Genomic DNA, 17,784 nt, shown 5'->3' with positions numbered 1-17,784 from the left:
GCGGGAGGTGTGCGGGGGTGCGCCCAGGGGCGCGGCCGGTCAGCTCTTCTCGGCTGCCCCGGCTGCGCCGGCCGCTTCGGAGTTCTCGGCGGTGGCGTCCTTGCCGGGCCCGTCCTTCGTGAGCGGGTCCTTCTTCGCCCCGGCGTCCGGCTCGTCGGTGTCCGCCTTCACGGAGCCGTCCTCGTCGGGGCCGTCCTGGCCGGAGCCCTTCGCGGGGGCGGCGTCCCGGTCGGGCTCGACGATCTCCTCGCGGCCCGGACGGATCTTCGCGGAGATCACGATGTAGACGACGGCGAGGACGAAGACGATGATCGCGGTCCACACGTTCAGGCGGAGACCGAGGATGTGGTGGGCCTCGTCGACCCGCATGTACTCGATCCAGCCGCGTCCCGCGCAGTAGGCGGCGACGTACAGCGCGAACGCCCGTCCGTGGCCGAGCCGGAAGCGGCGGTCGGCCCAGATGACCAGGAGCGCGACGCCGATGCACCACAGCGACTCGTACAGGAAGGTCGGGTGGTACGTCCCGGCGACCCGGTTCGGGCCCTCGCTGATCTCCAGCGCCCAGGGGAGATCGGTGGGCTTGCCGTACAGCTCCTGGTTGAACCAGTTGCCCCAGCGGCCGATGGCCTGGGCGATGGCGAGGCTCGGGGCCAGTGCGTCGGCCCAGGCGGGCAGCGGGATGCCCCGGCGGCGGCAGGCGATCCAGGCTCCGACGGCGCCGAAGGCGACGGCGCCCCAGATGCCGAGGCCGCCCTCCCAGATCTTGAAGGCGTCGACCCAGTCCTCACCGTCGCTGAAGTACAGCTGGTAGTCGGTGATCACGTGGTAGATCCGGCCGCCGACGAGGCCGAAGGGCACCGCCCAGACGGCGACGTCGGCCACGGTGCCGGCTTTGCCGCCCCGGGCTACCCAGCGCTTGTTGCCGAACCAGACGGCGACGAAGACACCGATGATGATGCAGAACGCGTAGCCGCGGAGCGGGATCGGGCCGAGCTCGATCACGCCGGTCGACGGACTGGGGATGAAGGCAAGATTCATGGCGAGGTCGACGCTACCCTGCCGGGCGGTGGGTACGGCAAGCCACCCGGCAACGTCTGGGTAACGAGGACCGCCTCACGGGCGGGCGCGGACGCGGTCAGGAAGCGGGGGCCGACGACGGGTCGGCCGGGCCGGAGGACCCGTCGGCCGGGGCGGACGGGGTGGCGGTGCCCGGCTTCTTGCCCTTGTTGGCCGCGGCGACCCACTTCTTCAGATTCTCCGGGGAGATCTGCTCGTCGCCCTTGCTCGGGAAGACGGACTCGCCGTTGAGCAGCACCGTCGGCGTGCCCTGGAAGCCGCCCTCGCGGAACGCCGTGTCGGACTTCTGCACCCAGCTGTCGTGCTCGCCGTCCTCCACGCAGCTGCGGAAGCCCGGCGTGTCGAGCCCCTCGACCTCGCCCGCCAGCTCGATCAGCCGGCTGTTCTTGCCGAAGGCGTCGTCCGGCTCCGGGGGCTGGTTGGCGAAGAGCACGTCGTGGTACGGCGCGAACTTGCCGGCGTCCTGGGCGCAGGCGGCGGCGTTGGCGGCGCGCAGCGACCCCTTGCCGCCGAGATTGCCGTCGATGATCGTGGCCAGGTGGTACTCCACCTTGAGCCGGCCGTCGTCCGTCAGCTCCTTGATGGTGTCCCGGAAGGCGGTCTCGAACTGGGCGCAGACGGGGCAGCGGAAGTCCTCCCAGATCGTGAGGGTGGACGGGGCGTCCGCCGCGCCGACCGGCAGGGTCAGGGCGTCCTCGCCGGTCGCGCCCGAAGGGGCGATGGCGGGGCCGGAAGCGGTGTCGCCGCCGTCGTCCTTGCCCGCGTTGGCCGCGATCAGGCCGACCACGGCGGCCAGGGCGAGGACCCCGACCACCGCCGAGGCGACGATCAGGGTCCGGCGGCGCTTCTCGCGCCCCTTCTCCCGCTCGCGCTGCTGGGCCAGGCGCTCGCGCGCGCTTCTGTTTCCCTCAGGGATCTTGTCGCTCACACCCGGGGAACGAACCGGGGAGGCACCTCCGCGCCTCCCCGGTCCACAATCCACCCATTCGGGTGATTCAAGGGCTCAGCGCTTTCGAACACCCTCGGCCAGTTCGCCCGCCAGGGAGCGGACGGCGGCGAGACCGGCGGCCTCGTCGGGGGCGTCCAGCATGGCCTTGACGAAGGCCGAGCCGACGATGACGCCGTCCGCGAACCCGGCGACCTCGGCGGCCTGCGCCGCGTTGGAGACGCCGAGGCCGACGCAGACCGGGAGATCGGTGGTGGCGCGGGTGCGTCCCACCAGGTCCTGGGCCTGGGCGCCGACGGAGGCGCGGGTGCCGGTGACGCCCATCAGGGACGCGGCGTAGACGAAGCCGCTCCCGGCCGCCGTGATGGTGGCGAGGCGGGCGTCCTCACTGCTGGGGGCGACGACGAACACGGTCGCGAGGCCGTGCTTGTCGGCGTGCTCGCGCCAGAGCGCGGACTCCTGGACCGGCAGGTCGGGCAGGATGCACCCGGCGCCGCCGGCCTCGGCCAGCTCGGCGGTGAAGCGCTCGACGCCGTAGCGGTCGATGGGGTTCCAGTACGTCATGACCAGGATCGGGACGCCGGTGGCCTCGTGCGCCTCGCGGACCGTGCGCATCACGTCGGCGATCCGGACGCCGCCGCGCAGGGCGATGTCGTCGGCGGTCTGGATGACCGGCCCGTCCAGGACCGGGTCGCTGTGCGGGAGCCCGATCTCGACGATGTCCGCGCCGCCCGCGATGACGGCCTTGACCGCCTCGATGCCGCCGTCGACGGTCGGGAAGCCCGCCGGGAGGTAGGCGATGAGCGCCGCCCTGTCCGCGGCCCTGGTGGCGGCCAGGGTGGTGTTCAACAGCTCGATGTTGCCGCTCACTTGGCGTCCCCCTCGATCTCGGCGCGGTCGCTGTCGGCGTCCGCCTCGACGGCGGAGTCCGTGTCGTAGAGCCCGAAGTAGCGGGCGGCGGTGTCCATGTCCTTGTCGCCGCGGCCGGACAGGTTGATGAGGATCAGCCCGTCCTGGCCGAGCTCCTTGCCGAGGTCCAGGGCTCCGGCGAGGGCGTGGGCGCTCTCGATGGCCGGGATGATCCCCTCCGTGCGGGACAGCAGGCGCAGGGCCTGCATGGCCGCGTCGTCGGTGACCGCGCGGTACTCGCCGCGCCCGACGTCCTTGAGGTAGGCGTGCTCCGGGCCGATGCCGGGGTAGTCCAGACCCGCCGAGATGGAGTACGGCTCGGTGATCTGGCCCTCGTCGTCCTGGAGGACGTAGGAGCGCGAACCGTGCAGGATGCCGGGCTCCCCCGCGGTGAGGGTCGCCGCGTGCTCGCCGGTCTCCACCCCGTGCCCGGCGGGCTCGCAGCCCACCAGGCGGACGTCGGCGTCGGGGATGAAGGCGTGGAAGAGGCCGATGGCGTTGGAGCCGCCGCCGACGCAGGCGACCGCCGCGTCCGGGAGGCGGCCGGCGCGCTCCAGGATCTGGCGGCGGGCCTCGACGCCGATGACGCGGTGGAAGTCGCGGACCATCGCCGGGAAGGGGTGCGGGCCCGCGACCGTGCCGAAGAGGTAGTGCGTGCGGTCCACGTTGGCGACCCAGTCGCGGAACGCCTCGTTGATGGCGTCCTTCAGCGTCCGCGAACCGGACTTCACGGCGACGACCTCGGCGCCGAGCATGCGCATCCGGGCCACGTTCAGCGCCTGGCGCTCGGTGTCGATCTCACCCATGTAGATGGTGCATTCGAGGCCGAAGAGGGCGCAGGCGGTCGCGGTGGCGACGCCGTGCTGGCCTGCTCCGGTCTCGGCGATGACCCGGGTCTTGCCCATGCGCCTGGTGAGGAGGGCCTGGCCCAGCACGTTGTTGATCTTGTGCGAGCCGGTGTGGTTCAGGTCCTCGCGCTTGAGGAAGATCCGGGCGCCGCCGGCGTGCTCGGCGAAGCGCGGGACCTCGGTCAGCGCGCTGGGCCTGCCCGTGTAGTCGACCATGAGCTCGTTGAGTTCCGCGGCGAAGGCGGGGTCGGCCTTGGCCTTGTCGTACTCGACGGCGACCTCGTCCACGGCGGCGACGAGCGCCTCCGGGATGAACTTGCCGCCGTACGCGCCGAAGTAGCCCTCGGCGCTGGGGATCAGACCCTCGGGGTCCGGAATGAAGAAGTCGGACGACATGCGACGTGCTCCTTGGCATGGCAACGGATGGGTTGACCGTATGCGCGAAGCGGCGAGCGCCACCGGGACCGGCATGCGGTCGCGGCGGAGCGGTCGTACGTACGAGAAGGGGTACTGCGGTACGTCGGCCGGGGCTCGCCTACAGCGCGGACCCCGGGCGCCATCGCATGCCGTTCACCTGGCCGGGCTCGTCGCCGATGACGTACCGGACGCGTCGGCCGTGCACGCGCCGGGCGGGGGCGCGGCAGCCTCGCGGCCTGCACCCGCGCGCCAGCGGGGCGTGCGGGTCCCGGGCCGGAGCCCCGGCCGGGCGGAGGCCCAGCCGGGTGCGGCGCACGGGACGGTCGGTCATGGTCGCTTCGTCCCCGGTCAGCCGCGGCCGTGGCGGAGCGCCGGGTGGGCGCCTGCGGCGACGAGGTCGGCGACGGCGGCGCGCGGGTCGCGGCCGGTGACCAGGGACTCGCCGACCAGGACGGCGTCGGCGCCCGCGTTGGCGTACGCGATCAGGTCGTGCGGGCCCCGGACGCCGGACTCGGCGACCTTGACGATGTGGTCGGGGATCTCGGGGGCGACGCGCTCGAAGGTGGAGCGGTCGACCTTGAGGTCCTTCAGGTTGCGCGCGTTGACGCCGATGATCTTGGCTCCGGCGTCCACGGCGCGCTCCGCCTCCTCCTCGTCGTGCGCCTCGACGAGCGGGGTGAGCCCGATCGACTCGGCGCGCTCGATCAGGGAGACCAGGGCCTCCTGGTCGAGGGCGGCGACGATCAGCAGGGCGAGGTCGGCGCCGTAGGCGCGGGCCTCCCACAGTTGGTACGAGGTGACGATGAAGTCCTTGCGCAGGATCGGGGTGTCGACCTTGGCGCGGACGGCCTCCAGATCGGCGAGCGAACCGCCGAAGCGGCGCTCCTCCGTGAGGACCGAGATGACGGACGCACCGCCCGCCTCGTAGTCCGCGGCGAGCGCGGCCGGGTCGGCGATGGCGGCGAGGGCCCCCTTGGAGGGGGACGAGCGCTTGACCTCGCAGATGACGGTCACGCCCTCGCCGCGCAGGGCGGCGACTCCGTCCTTTGCCTGGGGGGCGCGGGCCGCGCGTTCCTTCAGCTCGTCGAGGCTGACGCGCGTCTGCCGCTCCGCGAGGTCGGCGCGAACGCCGTCGATGATCTCGTCGAGCACACTCACGCGAGCGGCCCCCTTCCGAACGGTTGACGGTGGACTGGGTCAGCCCTACCGATGGTATCCGCAGGACGCCCCGGGGCCCGCATCCGGCCACGTCGCGTCCCACTTCCTGGTCATTCGCCCGGGCCGGGCCGGGCGCTCAGGGGGCCAGGGCCGAGCCGAACGGCAGATTCCGGACCACGGTGAAGATCAGCAGGACGGCGCCCACGCCCCACCACCAGACGGGTGCCAGCCCGATGCGCAGGGGCTGTCCGCGCCAGGCCCGGACCAGCCACAGGACCCAGACCGCGGCGAAGAGGAAGTAGCCGGCGGTGGCGATCGCGTTGGCTTCGAGCGCCGCGCCGAGGTCTCCGTGGATGAAGGCGTGGGCGCTGCGCAGCCCGCCGCAGCCGGGGCAGAGGACGCCGGTCAGCTTGAGCAGCGGGCAGACCGGGTAGTGGCCGGACTCGTTGGGGTCGACGGTGCCGACGTACGCGAAGGCGCCCGCGACGGCGGCGAGGATGCCGATGGGGGTGGCCAGGCGGCGCACCCGGCCTGCCGGGCGGACTGGCTCGGGCGTGCCCGTCCAGCCCTCCGGGCGTTCGGGGGCGCCCAACCAGCCCGTCCGGCGTTCCGGGGCGCCCAACCAGCCCGTCCGGCGCTTGAGGACGGAACCGTGGCCGTGGGGGCCGGGCACCTGCGAGGGCCCTTCACCCGAGGGGCCAGTGGGCTCCGGGCCCACCCCGGCGAGGGTTCCGTCCTCAAACGCCGGACGGGCTGGGTGTGGTCCCACACCGGCGGGAGTTCCGTCCTCGGACACCGGACCGGCTGGGGTGGGCCGGGCCATGTCGGGGGTCGGGCAGACCGTCAGAGGCAGGTTCCATGGGCCGGAACCCTGTTGAGGGGCCGATTCCGGGTCCGGGGGCTGGGCGGCGGAGGGGGTAGGCGAGGCGTCCACCCGCTGATTGTCCCCCGACGACACGAAAAGGCGCAGCCCCGGGCGAGGGCTGCGCCTGTCGGCGTGTCGGTCGCCGGGACGGGCCGGCGTCCGGGTCAGTGGGAGATCTGCGCCCGACCGGCGCGCTCCCTGGCCTCGATCAGCTCGGCCGACTCCTTCGGCATGCCGAGGCCGGCCACCTTCATGGCGAGGCCCACGAGACCGCCCGCGAAGATGACGGCGATACCGGCCCAGAAGCCGAGCGGGTTGGCCGCGACCATGAAGACGCCTGCGACGCAGAAGCCGATGAAAGCGATGATGACACCGGTCCAGGCGGCCGGGGTGTGTCCGTGGCTCGTGCCCGCCATGAGTTGCTCCTCGTTGGTGTTGCGCCGTGGGTGGCGCTGTACGTGTGGCCGCCGCCCGGGGACGGCTCGGGTTCCATTGTCCCGTACGGGACCTTGAGAGGTGAGCGTGGGGTCAGGCCTCGCGCGTCGGGTCCTCGCCGCGGTCCAGGGCCTTCCACAGGTCCTCGGGCCGGTCCGGGTCGGGGGCGGTGCGGGGCGCCTTGCCGGGGCGGGGGGTGCCGTCGCGCTCGTACTTTCCGGACATGGCCGGCCAGCGGCTGCCGTAGCGCAGGGCGAGGAGCCCGGCCAGCAGGATCAGCAGGCCGCCGGCGGCGGTGACGTAGGGCCAGGCGGTGTAACCGATGGCGTGGATGGTGGCCGCCGCGTCGCCGGTGGTTCTGGCGGCTTCCTCGTCGAGGGCCGAGGTGTCGGAGCCGCCGGCCCACGCGCTGAGCGTCGCCCCGAGGCCGCTGAGGGCGAGGAGCGCGGCGACGATCCGGCGGCCGACGCCGCGTACGGCGAAGACCGCGACGAGGGCGGCGAGGCCGACGACCGCCAGGGCGGCCGGGGCTCCGGTGATGTCCTGGCCGTCGACGGTCAGCGGGAGGACGCCGCCGCCGGTGGCCGCGTCGCCCTCGGCCCAGGTCTGCCCGGAGGCGAGGAGGACGACGGTCGCGCCGGCCGCGCCGAGGAGCAGACCGGCCGCGAGACTGCGTCGGCTCCCTGCGGAGTCGGGCGCGGCGCCGGACGCGGAGTCGGCGGTTCGGGCACGGGGCTGGGGTACGGGGACAGCGCTCACGCCCTCCACTATCCCCTACCGCCCCGACGCCCGTGGAGCCGGTCGGCCGTCAGCGGTTCAGCGGTCGTGGAGCCGGTTGGCCGTATGGACGGCGCGGAGTACGGCCGCCGCCTTGTTGCGGCACTCGGTGTCCTCGGCGACCGGGTCGGAGTCGGCGACGACCCCGGCCCCGGCCTGGACGTACGCGGTGCCGTCGCGGAGCAGGGCGGTCCGGATGGCGATGGCGGTGTCGGAGTCCCCGGCGAAGTCGAGGTAGCCGACGCAGCCCCCGTACAGGCCGCGGCGGCTCGGTTCCAGCTCCTCGATGATCTGCATGGCGCGGGGCTTGGGGGCGCCGGAGAGGGTCCCCGCGGGGAAGCAGGCGGTCAGTACGTCGAAGGCGGTGCGGTTCTCGGTGACGCGGCCGGTGACGGTGGAGACGATGTGCATCACGTGGGAGTAGCGCTCGATCGACATGAAGTCGACGACCTCGACGCTGCCGGGTTCGCAGACCCGCCCCAGGTCGTTGCGGCCGAGGTCGACGAGCATCAGGTGCTCGGCCCGCTCCTTGGGGTCGGCGAGGAGTTCGTCGGCGAGCGCCTGGTCCTCCTGCGGGGTGGCGCCCCGGTGCCGGGTCCCGGCGATCGGGTGGACCATGGCCCGGCCGTCCTCGACCTTGACGAGGGCCTCCGGACTGGAGCCGACGACGTCGAACCCGTCGAAGCGGAAGAGGTACATGTACGGGGACGGGTTGGTGGCCCGCAGCACCCGGTAGACGTCCAGGGCGCTCGCCGTGCACGGGGTCTCGAAGCGCTGGGAGGGGACGACCTGGAAGGCCTCGCCCGCCCTGATGCGCTCCTTGATGTCCACGACGGCGTCCCTGTAGGCCTCGCCGCCCCACGGTGCGGTGTACGGCGGCAGCTCGGACGGGGGCAGGACGGCGGGGGCGTTCGCGACCGGGCGGCGCAGGTCCCGCTCCATCGCGTCGAGGCGGGCGACGGCGTCCGCGTGCGCCTCGTCGACGCCGGTGTCGAGGTCGTTGTGGTTGATCGCGTTGGCGATCAGCAGGACGGTGCCGTCCCGGTGGTCGAGGACGGCGAGGTCCGAGGTGAGGAGCATGGTCAGCTCGGGCAGCTTCAGGTCGTCCCCGCCGTGCTCGCCGATCTTCTCCAGACGGCGCACGACGTCGTAGCCGAGGTAGCCGACCATGCCGCCGGTGAAGGGCGGAAGGCCCGCGTCGCTCACCAGGTCGCGGGGGGTGTGGAGGGTCTCGACGGTGGCGCGCAGGGCGTCCAGCGGGTCGCCGGTGACCGGGACGCCGACGGGCGGGGTGCCGAGCCACTGGGCCTCGCCGTCGCGGGCGGTGAGGGTGGCGTCGCTGCGGACGCCGATGAAGGAGTAGCGCGACCAGGTCCGGCCGTTCTCGGCGGACTCCAGGAGGAAGGTGCCGGTGCGTTCGGCGGCGAGTTTGCGGTACAGGCCGACCGGGGTGTCGCCGTCCGCGAGGAGGCGGCGGCTGACGGGAACGACGCGCCGGTCGACGGCCAGTTTGCGGAAGGTGTCGAGATCCATGGCCGGACCTTAGCTGTCGAGGAGGGGCAGGACGTCGGCGTCGAAGCAGGTGCGGTCACCCGTGTGGCAGGCGGCGCCGGTCTGGTCGACCTTGACGAGGACGGTGTCGGCGTCGCAGTCCAGGGCGACGGACTTCACGTGCTGGACGTGACCGGAGGTGTCGCCCTTGACCCAGTACTCCTGGCGGCTGCGCGACCAGTAGGTGCAGCGGCCCGTGGTGAGGGTGCGGTGCAGCGCCTCGTCGTCCATCCAGCCGAGCATCAGCACCTCCCCGGTGTCGTACTGCTGGGCGATGGCCGGGACCAGACCGTCGGCGCCGCGCTTGAGGCGGGCGGCGACGGCCGGGTCGAGACTGCTGGCGGGCGGCGTGGTGCCGGGCGTGCTCGTCATGGGCCCATTGTGCCGTGGCCGCGAGGGCCTTCCGGGCGGACGTCCACTGGGCGGACCAGGGGTGACGGTCGTACGCTGGCGGGCATGTCGACCCATGCGAAGCGTGAACGTCTTCTGCTAGCCGATCTGTTGGAAGCGGCAGGTCCCGAGGCACTCACCCTGTGCGACGGCTGGAAGACCCGCGATCTGGCCGCCCATGTGGTGGTCCGCGAACGCCGCGCGGACGCGGCGGGCGGGCTGCTGGTGAGCGCGCTGAAGGCCCGGCTGCTGCGGGTGCAGGCGGAGTTCGCGGCGAAGCCGTACGAGGAACTGATCCAGCTGATCCGCACCGGTCCGCCCCGGTTCTCCCCGATGTCCCTCAAGCAGATCGACGAGGCGGCGAACACCGTGGAGTTCTTCGTCCACGCGGAGGACGTGCGCCGGGCCCAGCCCGACTGGTCGCGCCGCGAGCTGGACCCGGTCTTCGCCGACGTGCTGTGGTCCCGGACGGAGAAGACAGCCCGGCTGCTGGGCCGCAGGTCGCCGGTGGGACTGGTGCTGCGCCGCCCGGACGGCCAGACGGCGGTGGCCCACAAGGGGACGCCGGTGGTGACGGTGACCGGGGAGCCCGCCGAGCTGCTGCTGTACGCGTTCGGCCGGCAGGACGCGGCGGACGTCGGGGTGGAGGGCGACCAGGCGGCGGTGGAGCGGCTCAAGACGGCCGAGCTGGGCATGTAGACCCAGGGCTCCGGAGGCGCCGGGGCATCCGGAGGCGCCGGGGCATCCGGAAGTGCCGGGTCAGCCGGGGGCCGGGTCAGCGGGGCAGTTGGGCGCGGCGGAGAGCGGTGAAGGCGAGGCCCGCCGCGCCACCTGTCGCGCACACGGCCGCACTGACGGCGTAGACCGGGCCGGTACCCCAGAGGGCGATGGCAGCCCCCGTGACGGGGTAGCTCAGCGGGATGAGCGCGTAGGTGAAGAACGTCGATACGGAGGTGACCCGGCCCAGGTACGCCGGATCGGCGGCGGTCTGGACGAGGGCTCCGCACAGTGCGCCGGCCAGTCCGCCGACGAGGCCGACGAACGCGGCGGCCGCGGCGGCGAGGGCCACCGAGGGGACCTGGGCCAGGGCCGCGATGCCCGTCGCGCCGACGAAGGCGGCCAGGCACATCACCAGCCCGGCGCGCGGCACCCGGCCCCGGACGGCGAGGAGAAGGGCGGACCCGGCCGCGCCGGAGGCGAATCCGGCGACGATCCAGCCCATGCCGGCCGCACCCCAGCCGCGCTGCTCGGAGAGCAGAATCATCCCGAGGTTGAGCGGCCCGACGAAGCCGAGCTCGCTGAGGCCTATGACGATCATGAGCGGGCCGAGCACGGGGTGGCGGCGGATGTACCGGAGCCCGTCGACGAGGTCCTGCCAGGCGTTCGGTGTCCCCTCGGTGTCGGCGGGCGCCTCGTCGGACTCGGCCGGGGTCCCGCCGTCCTTGACCGGCCCGGGCAGCGGTCCGATTCGCAGGCTCAGGAGCAGCGGCAGGGACAGGGCGAACAGCACTCCGGCGGCGGCGAGGGCGAGCGAGGGGCCGCCGGTCGCCACGGCGACCCCGCCCAGCGGCGCGCCGATGACCGAGGCGCCACGTGCGGCGAGTCCGCGCAGGCCCTGGATCCGGGCGAGCTGGCCCGGAGGGCTGATCCGGGGCGGCAGGGCTCCGACGGCGGGCAGGAACAGGGCGTCGACCGCGCCGAAGAGCAGGGCGACGGCCACCAGGACGCCCACGGTGGGCGCGGTGAGGACCAGGGTCGCGGCGAGCCCGAGGACGAGCAGCGCACGGGCGGCGTCGCTGCCGATGACGACGCGACGGGGCCCGAGCCGGTCGGCGAGCACTCCCCCGCCGAGCATGAGAAGCGCCCGGGGTATCGAGCCGGCGGCGAGGACCAGGCCGGTGCCGGAGGCGCTGCCGGTGCGGGCCGCGGCCCAGGCGAGGGCCATGAAGTAGATGCTGTCGCCGATCATCGACGCGGTGTACGCGCCGAGCCAGCGCAGGACGTTGGGGTCGCGGTGGGCGGGGCGTTCGGGGGCTTCCACGGCGGTGACGGTCATGTGGTTCGTCCTTCCCGGCGGGGTGACGGGCTCAGGGGCGGAAGGGGAATCCGTACGTGTGCAGCGCGACGCTCTCGCGGCCCTCCGTGTCGCCCGCTTCCTCGCGGGTGCGGCCCGCTGCCTCGTAGCGGTCGATCAGGGCGCCCATCTCCCGGCCGAGGGCGGCCAGTTCCTCCGCGGTGAGCCGCAGGAGGTTCTCCGCGCTCCAGGAGGCGCCGCGCCATTCCGCGTCCCAGGTGTGCCGTGTGTCCTGGTGGGCCCGGTAGAGCTCGACGTGCTGGTCGAAGGACATCCGGCCGGCGGCGGCGTAGACGGCCGCCTTGTCCGGCGCGTCGTCGAAGTCCGTGTCGCTGAAGGTCAGCCCTCGGGAGGACGGCTGCCACCAGCGCTCCCGGCCGTCGGTGCCCTGGCCCTCGGCCGGTTCGATCAACCCGTGGTCGGCGAGCTTGCGCAGGTGGTAGCTGACGAGGGAGACCGCCTCGTCCACCTGGTCGGCGAGCTGGGAGGCGGTGGCGGTGCGCTTGATGTGCAGGGCTCGGTAGAGCTTCAGGCGCAGGGGGTGGCCGATCGCCTTGAGGGTGTCGAGGTCGGAGACGCGGCGTCGTTCTTCACTGGGCATGACTCGACCGTAGATGCACAGGAAAAGTTGCGCAACAATAATTGCGCAATATTTGTTGCGAAGTTCTCCAGGTGCCGGCTCTTCAAGTGCCGACTCTTCGGATGTCAGCTCTTCAGGTGCCGAGCAGCCGCCGCGCCGCCAGGGCGAGCGAGACCTCGACCGCGTCCCGGGGGCGGGTCAGGCAGCGGCCGGTGAGCTGTTCGAAGCGGCGGAGGCGGTTGAGGACGGTGTTGCGGTGGCAGTAGAGCTTCGCGCCCGCCCGCTGCGCCGAGCCGTCCGCGTCCAGCCAGGCGGTGAGGGTCTCCACGATGACGTCGCGGTCGGCGGGGTCCAGGCGGTCCAGCGGGCCCAGCACCCGGTCGGCGAGCGCCCCGGCGAGCGCCGGGGAGGACACGACCAGGGCGTCCGGGAGGTGCTCGTCGAGCAGGACGGTGCCCCCGGACGCGGGACAGGCGCGCAGCGCGGTCTCCGCCAGCCTCCGGGCGTCGCCGAGGGCGGCCAGGCCCTCGACGGCGGAGCCGATCCCGGCCCGGACGCCGGCCGGCACGTCCAGCGCGGCGGCCAGCTCGCCCAGCTCGCCGGGCGGGCCCGCCAGCGGCAGGATGGCGAACTCGGCGTCCGGGCCCGGGTGCCAGAGCGCCGGGGCGTCCGGGGCGGCGGCGGGCAGCGTCAACGGCGGGCGGGCGGCGGACCCCGGACCGCGCGGGGCGGCGGCCACCGCGAGCACGGCGTAGCGGCCCTGCTCCGGCAGGCCCAGCATCGCGGCCGCCTCGGCAAGGTCCGCGATCCGGGCGGTCCCGTCCAGCAGGGCGGCGACCATGAGCCGCTGGCGGTTCTCGCGCCGCCAGGACAGCCGCCGCTCGGCCTGCCGGTAGGCGTCCGCGACGATCCCGCAGTGCTCATCGACGAAGTTCCACACGTCGGCGGCGACATGGACGAGCAGCCGCACGTCGTCGGGGTCGCGCCGGGCGGTCTCGTCCACGAGGTCCTGCCAGACCATCGCGCCGCCCATCCGGAAGGCGTGCAGGACGGCGTCGAGCGGCACGCCCTGCTCGGCGCGGATCTCACCGATCCAGCGGGAGGTGCGGTGGGCGGGCTCCCGGAACTCCCGGGGCTGGATCAGGGAGCCGACGTTGTGCCGCAGCGAGTGGTGGACCTCCTGCCAGACCTCGGCCCGGCCGGAGTCGATGGCCGCCCGGTAGCCGGGCTCCTGGGCGTACAGGGCCTCGACGAGCCGGTCGGTGAGGGCCGGCAGCGAGGCGACGAGGACCCGGGCGGCCCGGTGCAGCACCTCGACGGCCTCGCGGTCGGCCAGGGACCGGAAGCGGTGCGGCAACGGCGTTGCCGGGGACGGGCGGTGCGGCGCCCCGATCCGCGAACGTACGACCTGTGGCATGGCGGCCTCCACCGGGAATCGACCGGCCGCGCGAGCGGCGGGCCCGGCACCCGGCCCGGGCGGGGCGCGAGCGCGGCGACACGATCCTGACGCCCGCAGAATGACATACCGCCCAGTCGGTACCTAGGGGTCTGCGCGGAACTCGTCATCACGGTCTCGCAACCTCCGGGCCTTCCCGACCCCTTCTAACCGGCGAGCAGCCGGACCAGTTCGGTGCGGGAGCGGATGCCGAGGGCGGCGAAGACGTTGCGGAGGTGGTGGTCGACCGTGCGGGGGCTGAGCGACAAGCGCAGCGCCACTTCCCTGTTGGTGGCCCCTTCGGCGACGCAGCGGGCGATGCGCAGCTGCTGGGGGGTGAGCGCCGCCAGCGGTCCGTCCGCCGCGTTCCGCGGGGTCCCGACCGGCTCCCCCGCCGCCCGCAGCTCCCCGGCCGCCCGGTCGGCCCAGGCACGGGCCGAGCAGCGTTGGAAGGCGACCAGGGCGTCTCGCAGCGGGCCGCGGGCCTCGCGGGTGCGCCGACGGCGGCGCAGCCACTGCCCGTAGAGCAGTTGGGTGCGGGCCCGTTCGAAGTCGCCGCCCGCCCGGCCGTGGTGGGCCAGGGCCTCGGCGTAACGGGTGTCGGCCTCGTCGGCGGGGGCCAGCAGGGCCCGGCAGCGGGCCAGTTGGGCGGGGGCCCCCGGGTCGGCGGTCCGGGCGGCCCAGGACGCGAACTCGTCGACGGCGGCGTCGAGTCCGCGGGACTCCTCGGGCTGTCGGCCGCCCAGCACGGCGGCCTCGACCCAGCAGGGCACGGCGAGCATCCGGGCGGCGAAGTGGCCCCGCCCGGGGCCGGTCCCGACGAGGGGGGCCAGCCGGGCGGCCGCCTCGCCGGGCCGCCCGGAGGCCAGGTCCGCGCGGGCCCGGGCCCAGGTGGCGAGGGTGACCGCCTGGGCCAGCCCGTGCGGTCCTGCCCCGGTCAGCGCGGCGTCCGCGTGCGCGGCGCACGCCTCGGCGGGCCCCTCCACCGAGGCGGCGAGGGCGAGCACGGCGTGCAGATGGGCGGAGCTGTTGGGCTGCCCCGTACGGCGGGCGGCGTGCAGCCCCTCCAGGGCGTGGGCCCGCGCTCCGGCGTGGCGTCCGGCCCGCAGTTCGGCGTAGGCGAGGTGTTCGAGGGCCTGGGGCAGCAGCGCGTCGGGGCCCCTGGTCCGTACGGCGGCGAGCGCGCGGGCGCCCGCGCGGCAGGCGGCGGCGACGTCCCCGAGGACCAGGGCCGCGACCCCGGCGCGGAGCAGCGCGGCCGGGGCGCCGGGGTCCCCGGCGGGGTCGAGGCAGTGACGGAGCAGGGTGTGCCCCTCGGCGGTGCGGCCTTCCAGCACGGCGCACATGCCGGCCCGGTACTCCTCCAGGCCCGCCTCCAGCGGGGTGCGGGCGAGACGGTTCATGGCGTCGAGGTAGCCGAACGCGTCCCCCGCCGACCAAGCCGCCTCGGCGGCGCCGAGGAGGGCGTCGAGGGTCCGGCGCGGATCGTGCGGGCCGAGCAGCGTCGCCGCGGCGAGCAGCGCTTCGTGGGCGTCGGCCGCGGGCCCGGAGCGCAGGGCCAGCATGCCGTGGACGTAGGGGGCGAGGCCCCGCACGGACTCGGGGGCCGGCCCCTCCGCGCCGGGCGCCCGGGGTCCGGCCCTGGCCAGCAGGGCCCGGGCCAGGGCCGGGTCGCCCGCGAGCCCCGCCTGCTCGGCCGCCGCGGCGAGGCGGGCCGCCCGCAGCGCAGGTTCGGTGGAGAGCAGGGCGGCGCGGGCCAGGGCGGCGGAACGTTCGGCGTGCGGGAAGGGGGCTTTGGCGGCCGCTTCGAGCCGGGCGGCCAGCGCGGCGTCCGGCCCGGGCGCGGCACAGGCCCGCTGGACGAGGGCGGGGAGCGGGACGGGTGGGGGCGCGGTGGCCGGGGTGTGCGGAGGGGACGGGGAGGGCGGCGGGGACGGGGAGGACGAGGTGGAGGTGCCCGGGAAAGCCCGGTCGCCGGTCTCCGCCAACAGGGTGGCGAGCAGTTCGTGGGCGGCGCGACGGTGGGACCGAGGGGCATGGTGGAGTACGGCGCGGGCGACGAGGCGGTGGGCGAAGTGGACGCGGCTGCCCGCCCGTTGAAGGAGGCCGTCGGTGGCGGTGGTACCGAACAGGGCCCGGTCCAGGAAGTCCCGGGGCAGTCCTCCGCGGGTGCCCGCGCGCAGCAGGAGCAGGGCGTCCGCCCCGGCGCCGTCCGGCTCGTGCTCCTGGGCCGCGGCGGCGAGCAGGAGCAGGGTGCGGGTCCGGTCCGGGAGGCCGTCGAGCCGTTCGGCGTGGGCGGCGAGCACCGCTTCGCCGCCGGGCAGCGGATAGGGCAGCGGGGTGCGGCCGGCGAGCTGGTCCGGGGTGAGGCGGCCCGTGAGCCCGGCGAGCAGGCGCGGGTTTCCGGCCGCCTCACGGAGTAGCTCGGCCCGCACGACCGGGTCGACCCCCTCCGCACCGGGAGCCGACCCGAGAGCCGTGCCGGGGGCCGTACCGGGAGCCGACCCGAAAGCCGTACCGGGGGGCGTACCGAAGGCCGCACCACCGGCCGTACCGGGGGCCGTATCAGGAGTCGACCCGAGGGCCGTGCCGGGGGCCGTACCGGGGTCCGCGCCGAGAGCCGCGCCGCCGGTCAGCCGGTCCAGGAGCGCCGAGGCCGCACCCTCGTCCAGGGGGGCGAGGTGGAGCGTGGGCAGCCCGGCGAAGGCGGTGCCGTCGGCGGCCGAGAGCAGGACGGCGGTCCGGCTGCCCGGGCCCAGCCCGCGGGCCGCGAAGGCGAGGGCGGACCGGGACGCCCGGTCCCAGGCATGCGCGTCGTCGGCGCAGACCAACAGGGGGCGCCCGGTGCCCGGTTCCCGCAGTCGGCGGGCCAGCGCCTCGGGGGTGAGGACCGGGTACGGGGTGGCGGGCGACAGACCGCTGGCGAGCGACGGGCCGAGCAGAGAGACCGGCCCGCCACCCGGCATCGACCGTCCGGCGGAGCCGGCCGTGGCGTACAGCACGGGGCCCCGGTCGCGGTGTGCTTCGGCGGCGGCGCGCAGCAGCGCCGTACGGCCGAGACCGGGCGGTGCGGCCAGCACGAGCGCACCTCCGTCACCCCGCCACAGCAGCTCCAACAGGCTTTCCAGAGTGGCGAGTTCATCGTCCCGGCCGTACAGCCGGAGCGGACTGCGCACGGTCGTCGATGGGGTCACACCGGCACCGTACGGTCGCGGCGGCGAGGGTGGAAGCGCCGCGTCCAGGTCCCCGGCGGGGTCGGCCCGGTGCGGTGCGCGCTCCCAGCCGGAGCCCTGCCGCGCTGTGCCGGAGCACAGCGCGGCGGGGCCGGAGGACGCCGGGATTACGCGGTGTGCGGGCAGTTGCCCCGGTACTCCGCGATGGTCAGGCTCGGCTGCGGGAGCGGGCAGAGGAACTGCTCGTAGCGGGTGTCGTTGTCGATGAATCGCTTCAGCCAGGAAATGCTGTACTTCGCGATCGTCGTGTTGGAGCTGTTCGGCGTGAAGTGCGAGGCGCCGCGCAGCTCCAGATAGGCCTTGTCCAGGGAGCCGGGAAGCGACTCGTAGAACGGCTCGGAGTGCGTGGAGACGGGGGCGACCGAGTCACCGTCCGCACCCACCACGAGGGTCGGTGTGCGCAGTTCGGGCCAGGTCTTGTCGGTGTTCCAGCCGGTCAGCGGGATCGCCGCCTTCAGCGAGGTGCGGCTCTTGGCCGCCTCCAGGCTGCCGCCGCCTCCCATCGAGTGGCCCATCACCCCGAGCCGGGAGGCGTCGACGCGGGTCCGCACCGAGCTGCGCTGGGTCAGGTAGTCCAGCGCGGCGAGGAGTTGGCGGCCCCGGCTGTCGGGCTGGTCGAGCGTGGTGTTGGTGTCGATGGTGAAGACCACGAAGCCCTGGGACGCCAGGCGCGGGCCGAGCCAGGCGATGGAGGACTCGTAGGCGGTGAAGCCGGGCGAGATGACGACCGCGCCGAACGTGCCGTCGGCGGTGGAGGTCGGGTAGTGGATGGTGCCGCCGCCGAACCCGCTCACGACGAGCGAGGAGACGGAGGTCTGCGAGGTGGCGTAGGAGCCGCGGCTCGCCTCGATGGAGGCGTTGGTGGGGGCCGGGCCGCGCTCGTAGGGGTTGTCGGCGGCCTGGGCGCCCGGGACCAGGGCGGTCATCAGGAGACCGGCGGTGGCCGCGGCGGCGGTCAGCAGACCCGCGAGCGTACGGGGGCGGCTCGGGCGTGGGGGGTGCTGGTGCGAGGGGAGGAGGTGCTGCTGCACGAGGGGGATCCTCTCGGTGGTGGCGGAACCACACCACGCGAGGCCTGTGAAGCCCGTC

Annotated in this window: 17 protein-coding genes; 1 reads left to right on the top strand and 16 read right to left on the bottom strand. The window is 74.5% G+C overall.

All coding sequences use genetic code 11. The features are described from left to right. Positions 1 to 39: 39 nt before the first annotated feature. From lgt to hisI, 11 genes are all read right to left on the bottom strand, one after another. On the bottom strand, positions 40 to 1,038 hold the full coding sequence (lgt, locus tag N7925_RS28110; protein ID WP_274345537.1) for a prolipoprotein diacylglyceryl transferase: 999 nt from the start codon (positions 1,036 to 1,038) through the stop codon (positions 40 to 42). A 97-nt stretch (positions 1,039 to 1,135) separates the two neighbouring features. Next, on the bottom strand, positions 1,136 to 2,005 hold the full coding sequence (locus N7925_RS28105) for a DsbA family protein (RefSeq protein ID WP_265602199.1): 870 nt from the start codon (positions 2,003 to 2,005) through the stop codon (positions 1,136 to 1,138). 75 nt (positions 2,006 to 2,080) lie between these two features. Beyond that, a complete protein-coding gene (gene trpA / locus N7925_RS28100; RefSeq protein WP_274345536.1) occupies positions 2,081 to 2,893 on the bottom strand; it encodes a tryptophan synthase subunit alpha in 813 nt (270 codons plus the stop codon). Continuing rightward, on the bottom strand, positions 2,890 to 4,176 hold the full coding sequence (trpB, locus tag N7925_RS28095; RefSeq protein WP_265602197.1) for a tryptophan synthase subunit beta: 1,287 nt from the start codon (positions 4,174 to 4,176) through the stop codon (positions 2,890 to 2,892). Before trpB ends, trpA begins: the two co-directional genes overlap by 4 nt. Positions 4,177 to 4,315: 139 nt before the next feature. Continuing rightward, positions 4,316 to 4,528, bottom strand: a complete 213-nt coding sequence (gene trpM / locus N7925_RS28090) for a tryptophan biosynthesis modulator TrpM (RefSeq protein ID WP_265602196.1) — start codon at positions 4,526 to 4,528, stop codon at positions 4,316 to 4,318. A 17-nt stretch (positions 4,529 to 4,545) separates the two neighbouring features. Next, positions 4,546 to 5,355, bottom strand: coding sequence for an indole-3-glycerol phosphate synthase TrpC (gene trpC, locus N7925_RS28085; protein ID WP_265602195.1), 810 nt, complete (start codon positions 5,353 to 5,355; stop codon positions 4,546 to 4,548). 136 nt (positions 5,356 to 5,491) lie between these two features. Next, positions 5,492 to 5,881 carry a DUF2752 domain-containing protein gene (locus tag N7925_RS28080; protein ID WP_443032358.1) on the bottom strand — a complete coding sequence of 130 codons (390 nt, stop codon included), beginning with the start codon at positions 5,879 to 5,881 and terminating at the stop codon, positions 5,492 to 5,494. Positions 5,882 to 6,384: 503 nt separating this feature from the next. Continuing rightward, complete coding sequence (locus N7925_RS28075; RefSeq protein WP_018957525.1) at positions 6,385 to 6,636, bottom strand: HGxxPAAW family protein; 252 nt, start codon at positions 6,634 to 6,636, stop codon at positions 6,385 to 6,387. 112 nt (positions 6,637 to 6,748) lie between these two features. After that, complete coding sequence (locus N7925_RS28070; protein WP_265602193.1) at positions 6,749 to 7,423, bottom strand: TIGR02234 family membrane protein; 675 nt, start codon at positions 7,421 to 7,423, stop codon at positions 6,749 to 6,751. A 48-nt stretch (positions 7,424 to 7,471) separates the two neighbouring features. Beyond that, complete coding sequence (locus N7925_RS28065; protein WP_265602192.1) at positions 7,472 to 8,965, bottom strand: anthranilate synthase component I; 1,494 nt, start codon at positions 8,963 to 8,965, stop codon at positions 7,472 to 7,474. A gap of 9 nt (positions 8,966 to 8,974) precedes the next feature. Continuing rightward, positions 8,975 to 9,355 carry a phosphoribosyl-AMP cyclohydrolase gene (hisI, locus tag N7925_RS28060; RefSeq protein ID WP_274345534.1) on the bottom strand — a complete coding sequence of 127 codons (381 nt, stop codon included), beginning with the start codon at positions 9,353 to 9,355 and terminating at the stop codon, positions 8,975 to 8,977. An 84-nt stretch (positions 9,356 to 9,439) separates the two neighbouring features. Here hisI and N7925_RS28055 point away from each other — a divergent pair, with 84 nt between their 5' ends. After that, complete coding sequence (locus N7925_RS28055) at positions 9,440 to 10,072, top strand: TIGR03085 family metal-binding protein (RefSeq protein ID WP_274345533.1); 633 nt, start codon at positions 9,440 to 9,442, stop codon at positions 10,070 to 10,072. A 76-nt stretch (positions 10,073 to 10,148) separates the two neighbouring features. On the opposite strand, the gene N7925_RS28050 is transcribed toward N7925_RS28055, so the two are convergent. The 5 genes from N7925_RS28050 to bdeA form a co-directional block, all read right to left on the bottom strand. After that, on the bottom strand, positions 10,149 to 11,429 hold the full coding sequence (locus tag N7925_RS28050) for an MFS transporter (RefSeq protein WP_274345532.1): 1,281 nt from the start codon (positions 11,427 to 11,429) through the stop codon (positions 10,149 to 10,151). Positions 11,430 to 11,460: 31 nt separating this feature from the next. Continuing rightward, a complete protein-coding gene (locus N7925_RS28045) occupies positions 11,461 to 12,048 on the bottom strand; it encodes an ArsR/SmtB family transcription factor (protein ID WP_265602188.1) in 588 nt (195 codons plus the stop codon). A 112-nt stretch (positions 12,049 to 12,160) separates the two neighbouring features. Beyond that, positions 12,161 to 13,444 carry a PucR family transcriptional regulator gene (locus N7925_RS28040; protein ID WP_274345531.1) on the bottom strand — a complete coding sequence of 428 codons (1,284 nt, stop codon included), beginning with the start codon at positions 13,442 to 13,444 and terminating at the stop codon, positions 12,161 to 12,163. A gap of 185 nt (positions 13,445 to 13,629) precedes the next feature. Then, positions 13,630 to 16,656 carry a helix-turn-helix transcriptional regulator gene (locus tag N7925_RS28035; protein ID WP_274345530.1) on the bottom strand — a complete coding sequence of 1,009 codons (3,027 nt, stop codon included), beginning with the start codon at positions 16,654 to 16,656 and terminating at the stop codon, positions 13,630 to 13,632. A 146-nt stretch (positions 16,657 to 16,802) separates the two neighbouring features. Beyond that, positions 16,803 to 17,726 carry a bis(hydroxyethyl) terephthalate hydrolase gene (gene bdeA, locus N7925_RS28030; protein WP_265602185.1) on the bottom strand — a complete coding sequence of 308 codons (924 nt, stop codon included), beginning with the start codon at positions 17,724 to 17,726 and terminating at the stop codon, positions 16,803 to 16,805. Between the last annotated feature and the right edge of the window lie 58 nt (positions 17,727 to 17,784).

Origin of the sequence: Streptomyces sp. CA-278952, assembly GCF_028747205.1 — a bacterium.
In the GTDB taxonomy this organism is placed as follows: domain Bacteria; phylum Actinomycetota; class Actinomycetes; order Streptomycetales; family Streptomycetaceae; genus Streptomyces.
The sequence above is the reverse complement of the archived record's forward strand: the minus strand, read 5'-3'. Positions and strand labels throughout refer to the sequence as shown.

Coding starts and splice junctions, on each gene's coding strand:
- lgt (WP_274345537.1), bottom strand. CDS start 1,038: ATGAATCTTGCCTTCATCCCCAGTCCGTCGACCGGCGTGATCGAGCTC.
- trpB (WP_265602197.1), bottom strand. CDS start 4,176: ATGTCGTCCGACTTCTTCATTCCGGACCCCGAGGGTCTGATCCCCAGC.
- trpM (WP_265602196.1), bottom strand. CDS start 4,528: ATGACCGACCGTCCCGTGCGCCGCACCCGGCTGGGCCTCCGCCCGGCC.
- N7925_RS28075 (WP_018957525.1), bottom strand. CDS start 6,636: ATGGCGGGCACGAGCCACGGACACACCCCGGCCGCCTGGACCGGTGTC.
- N7925_RS28065 (WP_265602192.1), bottom strand. CDS start 8,965: ATGGATCTCGACACCTTCCGCAAACTGGCCGTCGACCGGCGCGTCGTT.
- hisI (WP_274345534.1), bottom strand. CDS start 9,355: ATGACGAGCACGCCCGGCACCACGCCGCCCGCCAGCAGTCTCGACCCG.
- N7925_RS28055 (WP_274345533.1), top strand. CDS start 9,440: ATGTCGACCCATGCGAAGCGTGAACGTCTTCTGCTAGCCGATCTGTTG.
- N7925_RS28050 (WP_274345532.1), bottom strand. CDS start 11,429: ATGACCGTCACCGCCGTGGAAGCCCCCGAACGCCCCGCCCACCGCGAC.
- N7925_RS28045 (WP_265602188.1), bottom strand. CDS start 12,048: ATGCCCAGTGAAGAACGACGCCGCGTCTCCGACCTCGACACCCTCAAG.
- N7925_RS28040 (WP_274345531.1), bottom strand. CDS start 13,444: ATGCCACAGGTCGTACGTTCGCGGATCGGGGCGCCGCACCGCCCGTCC.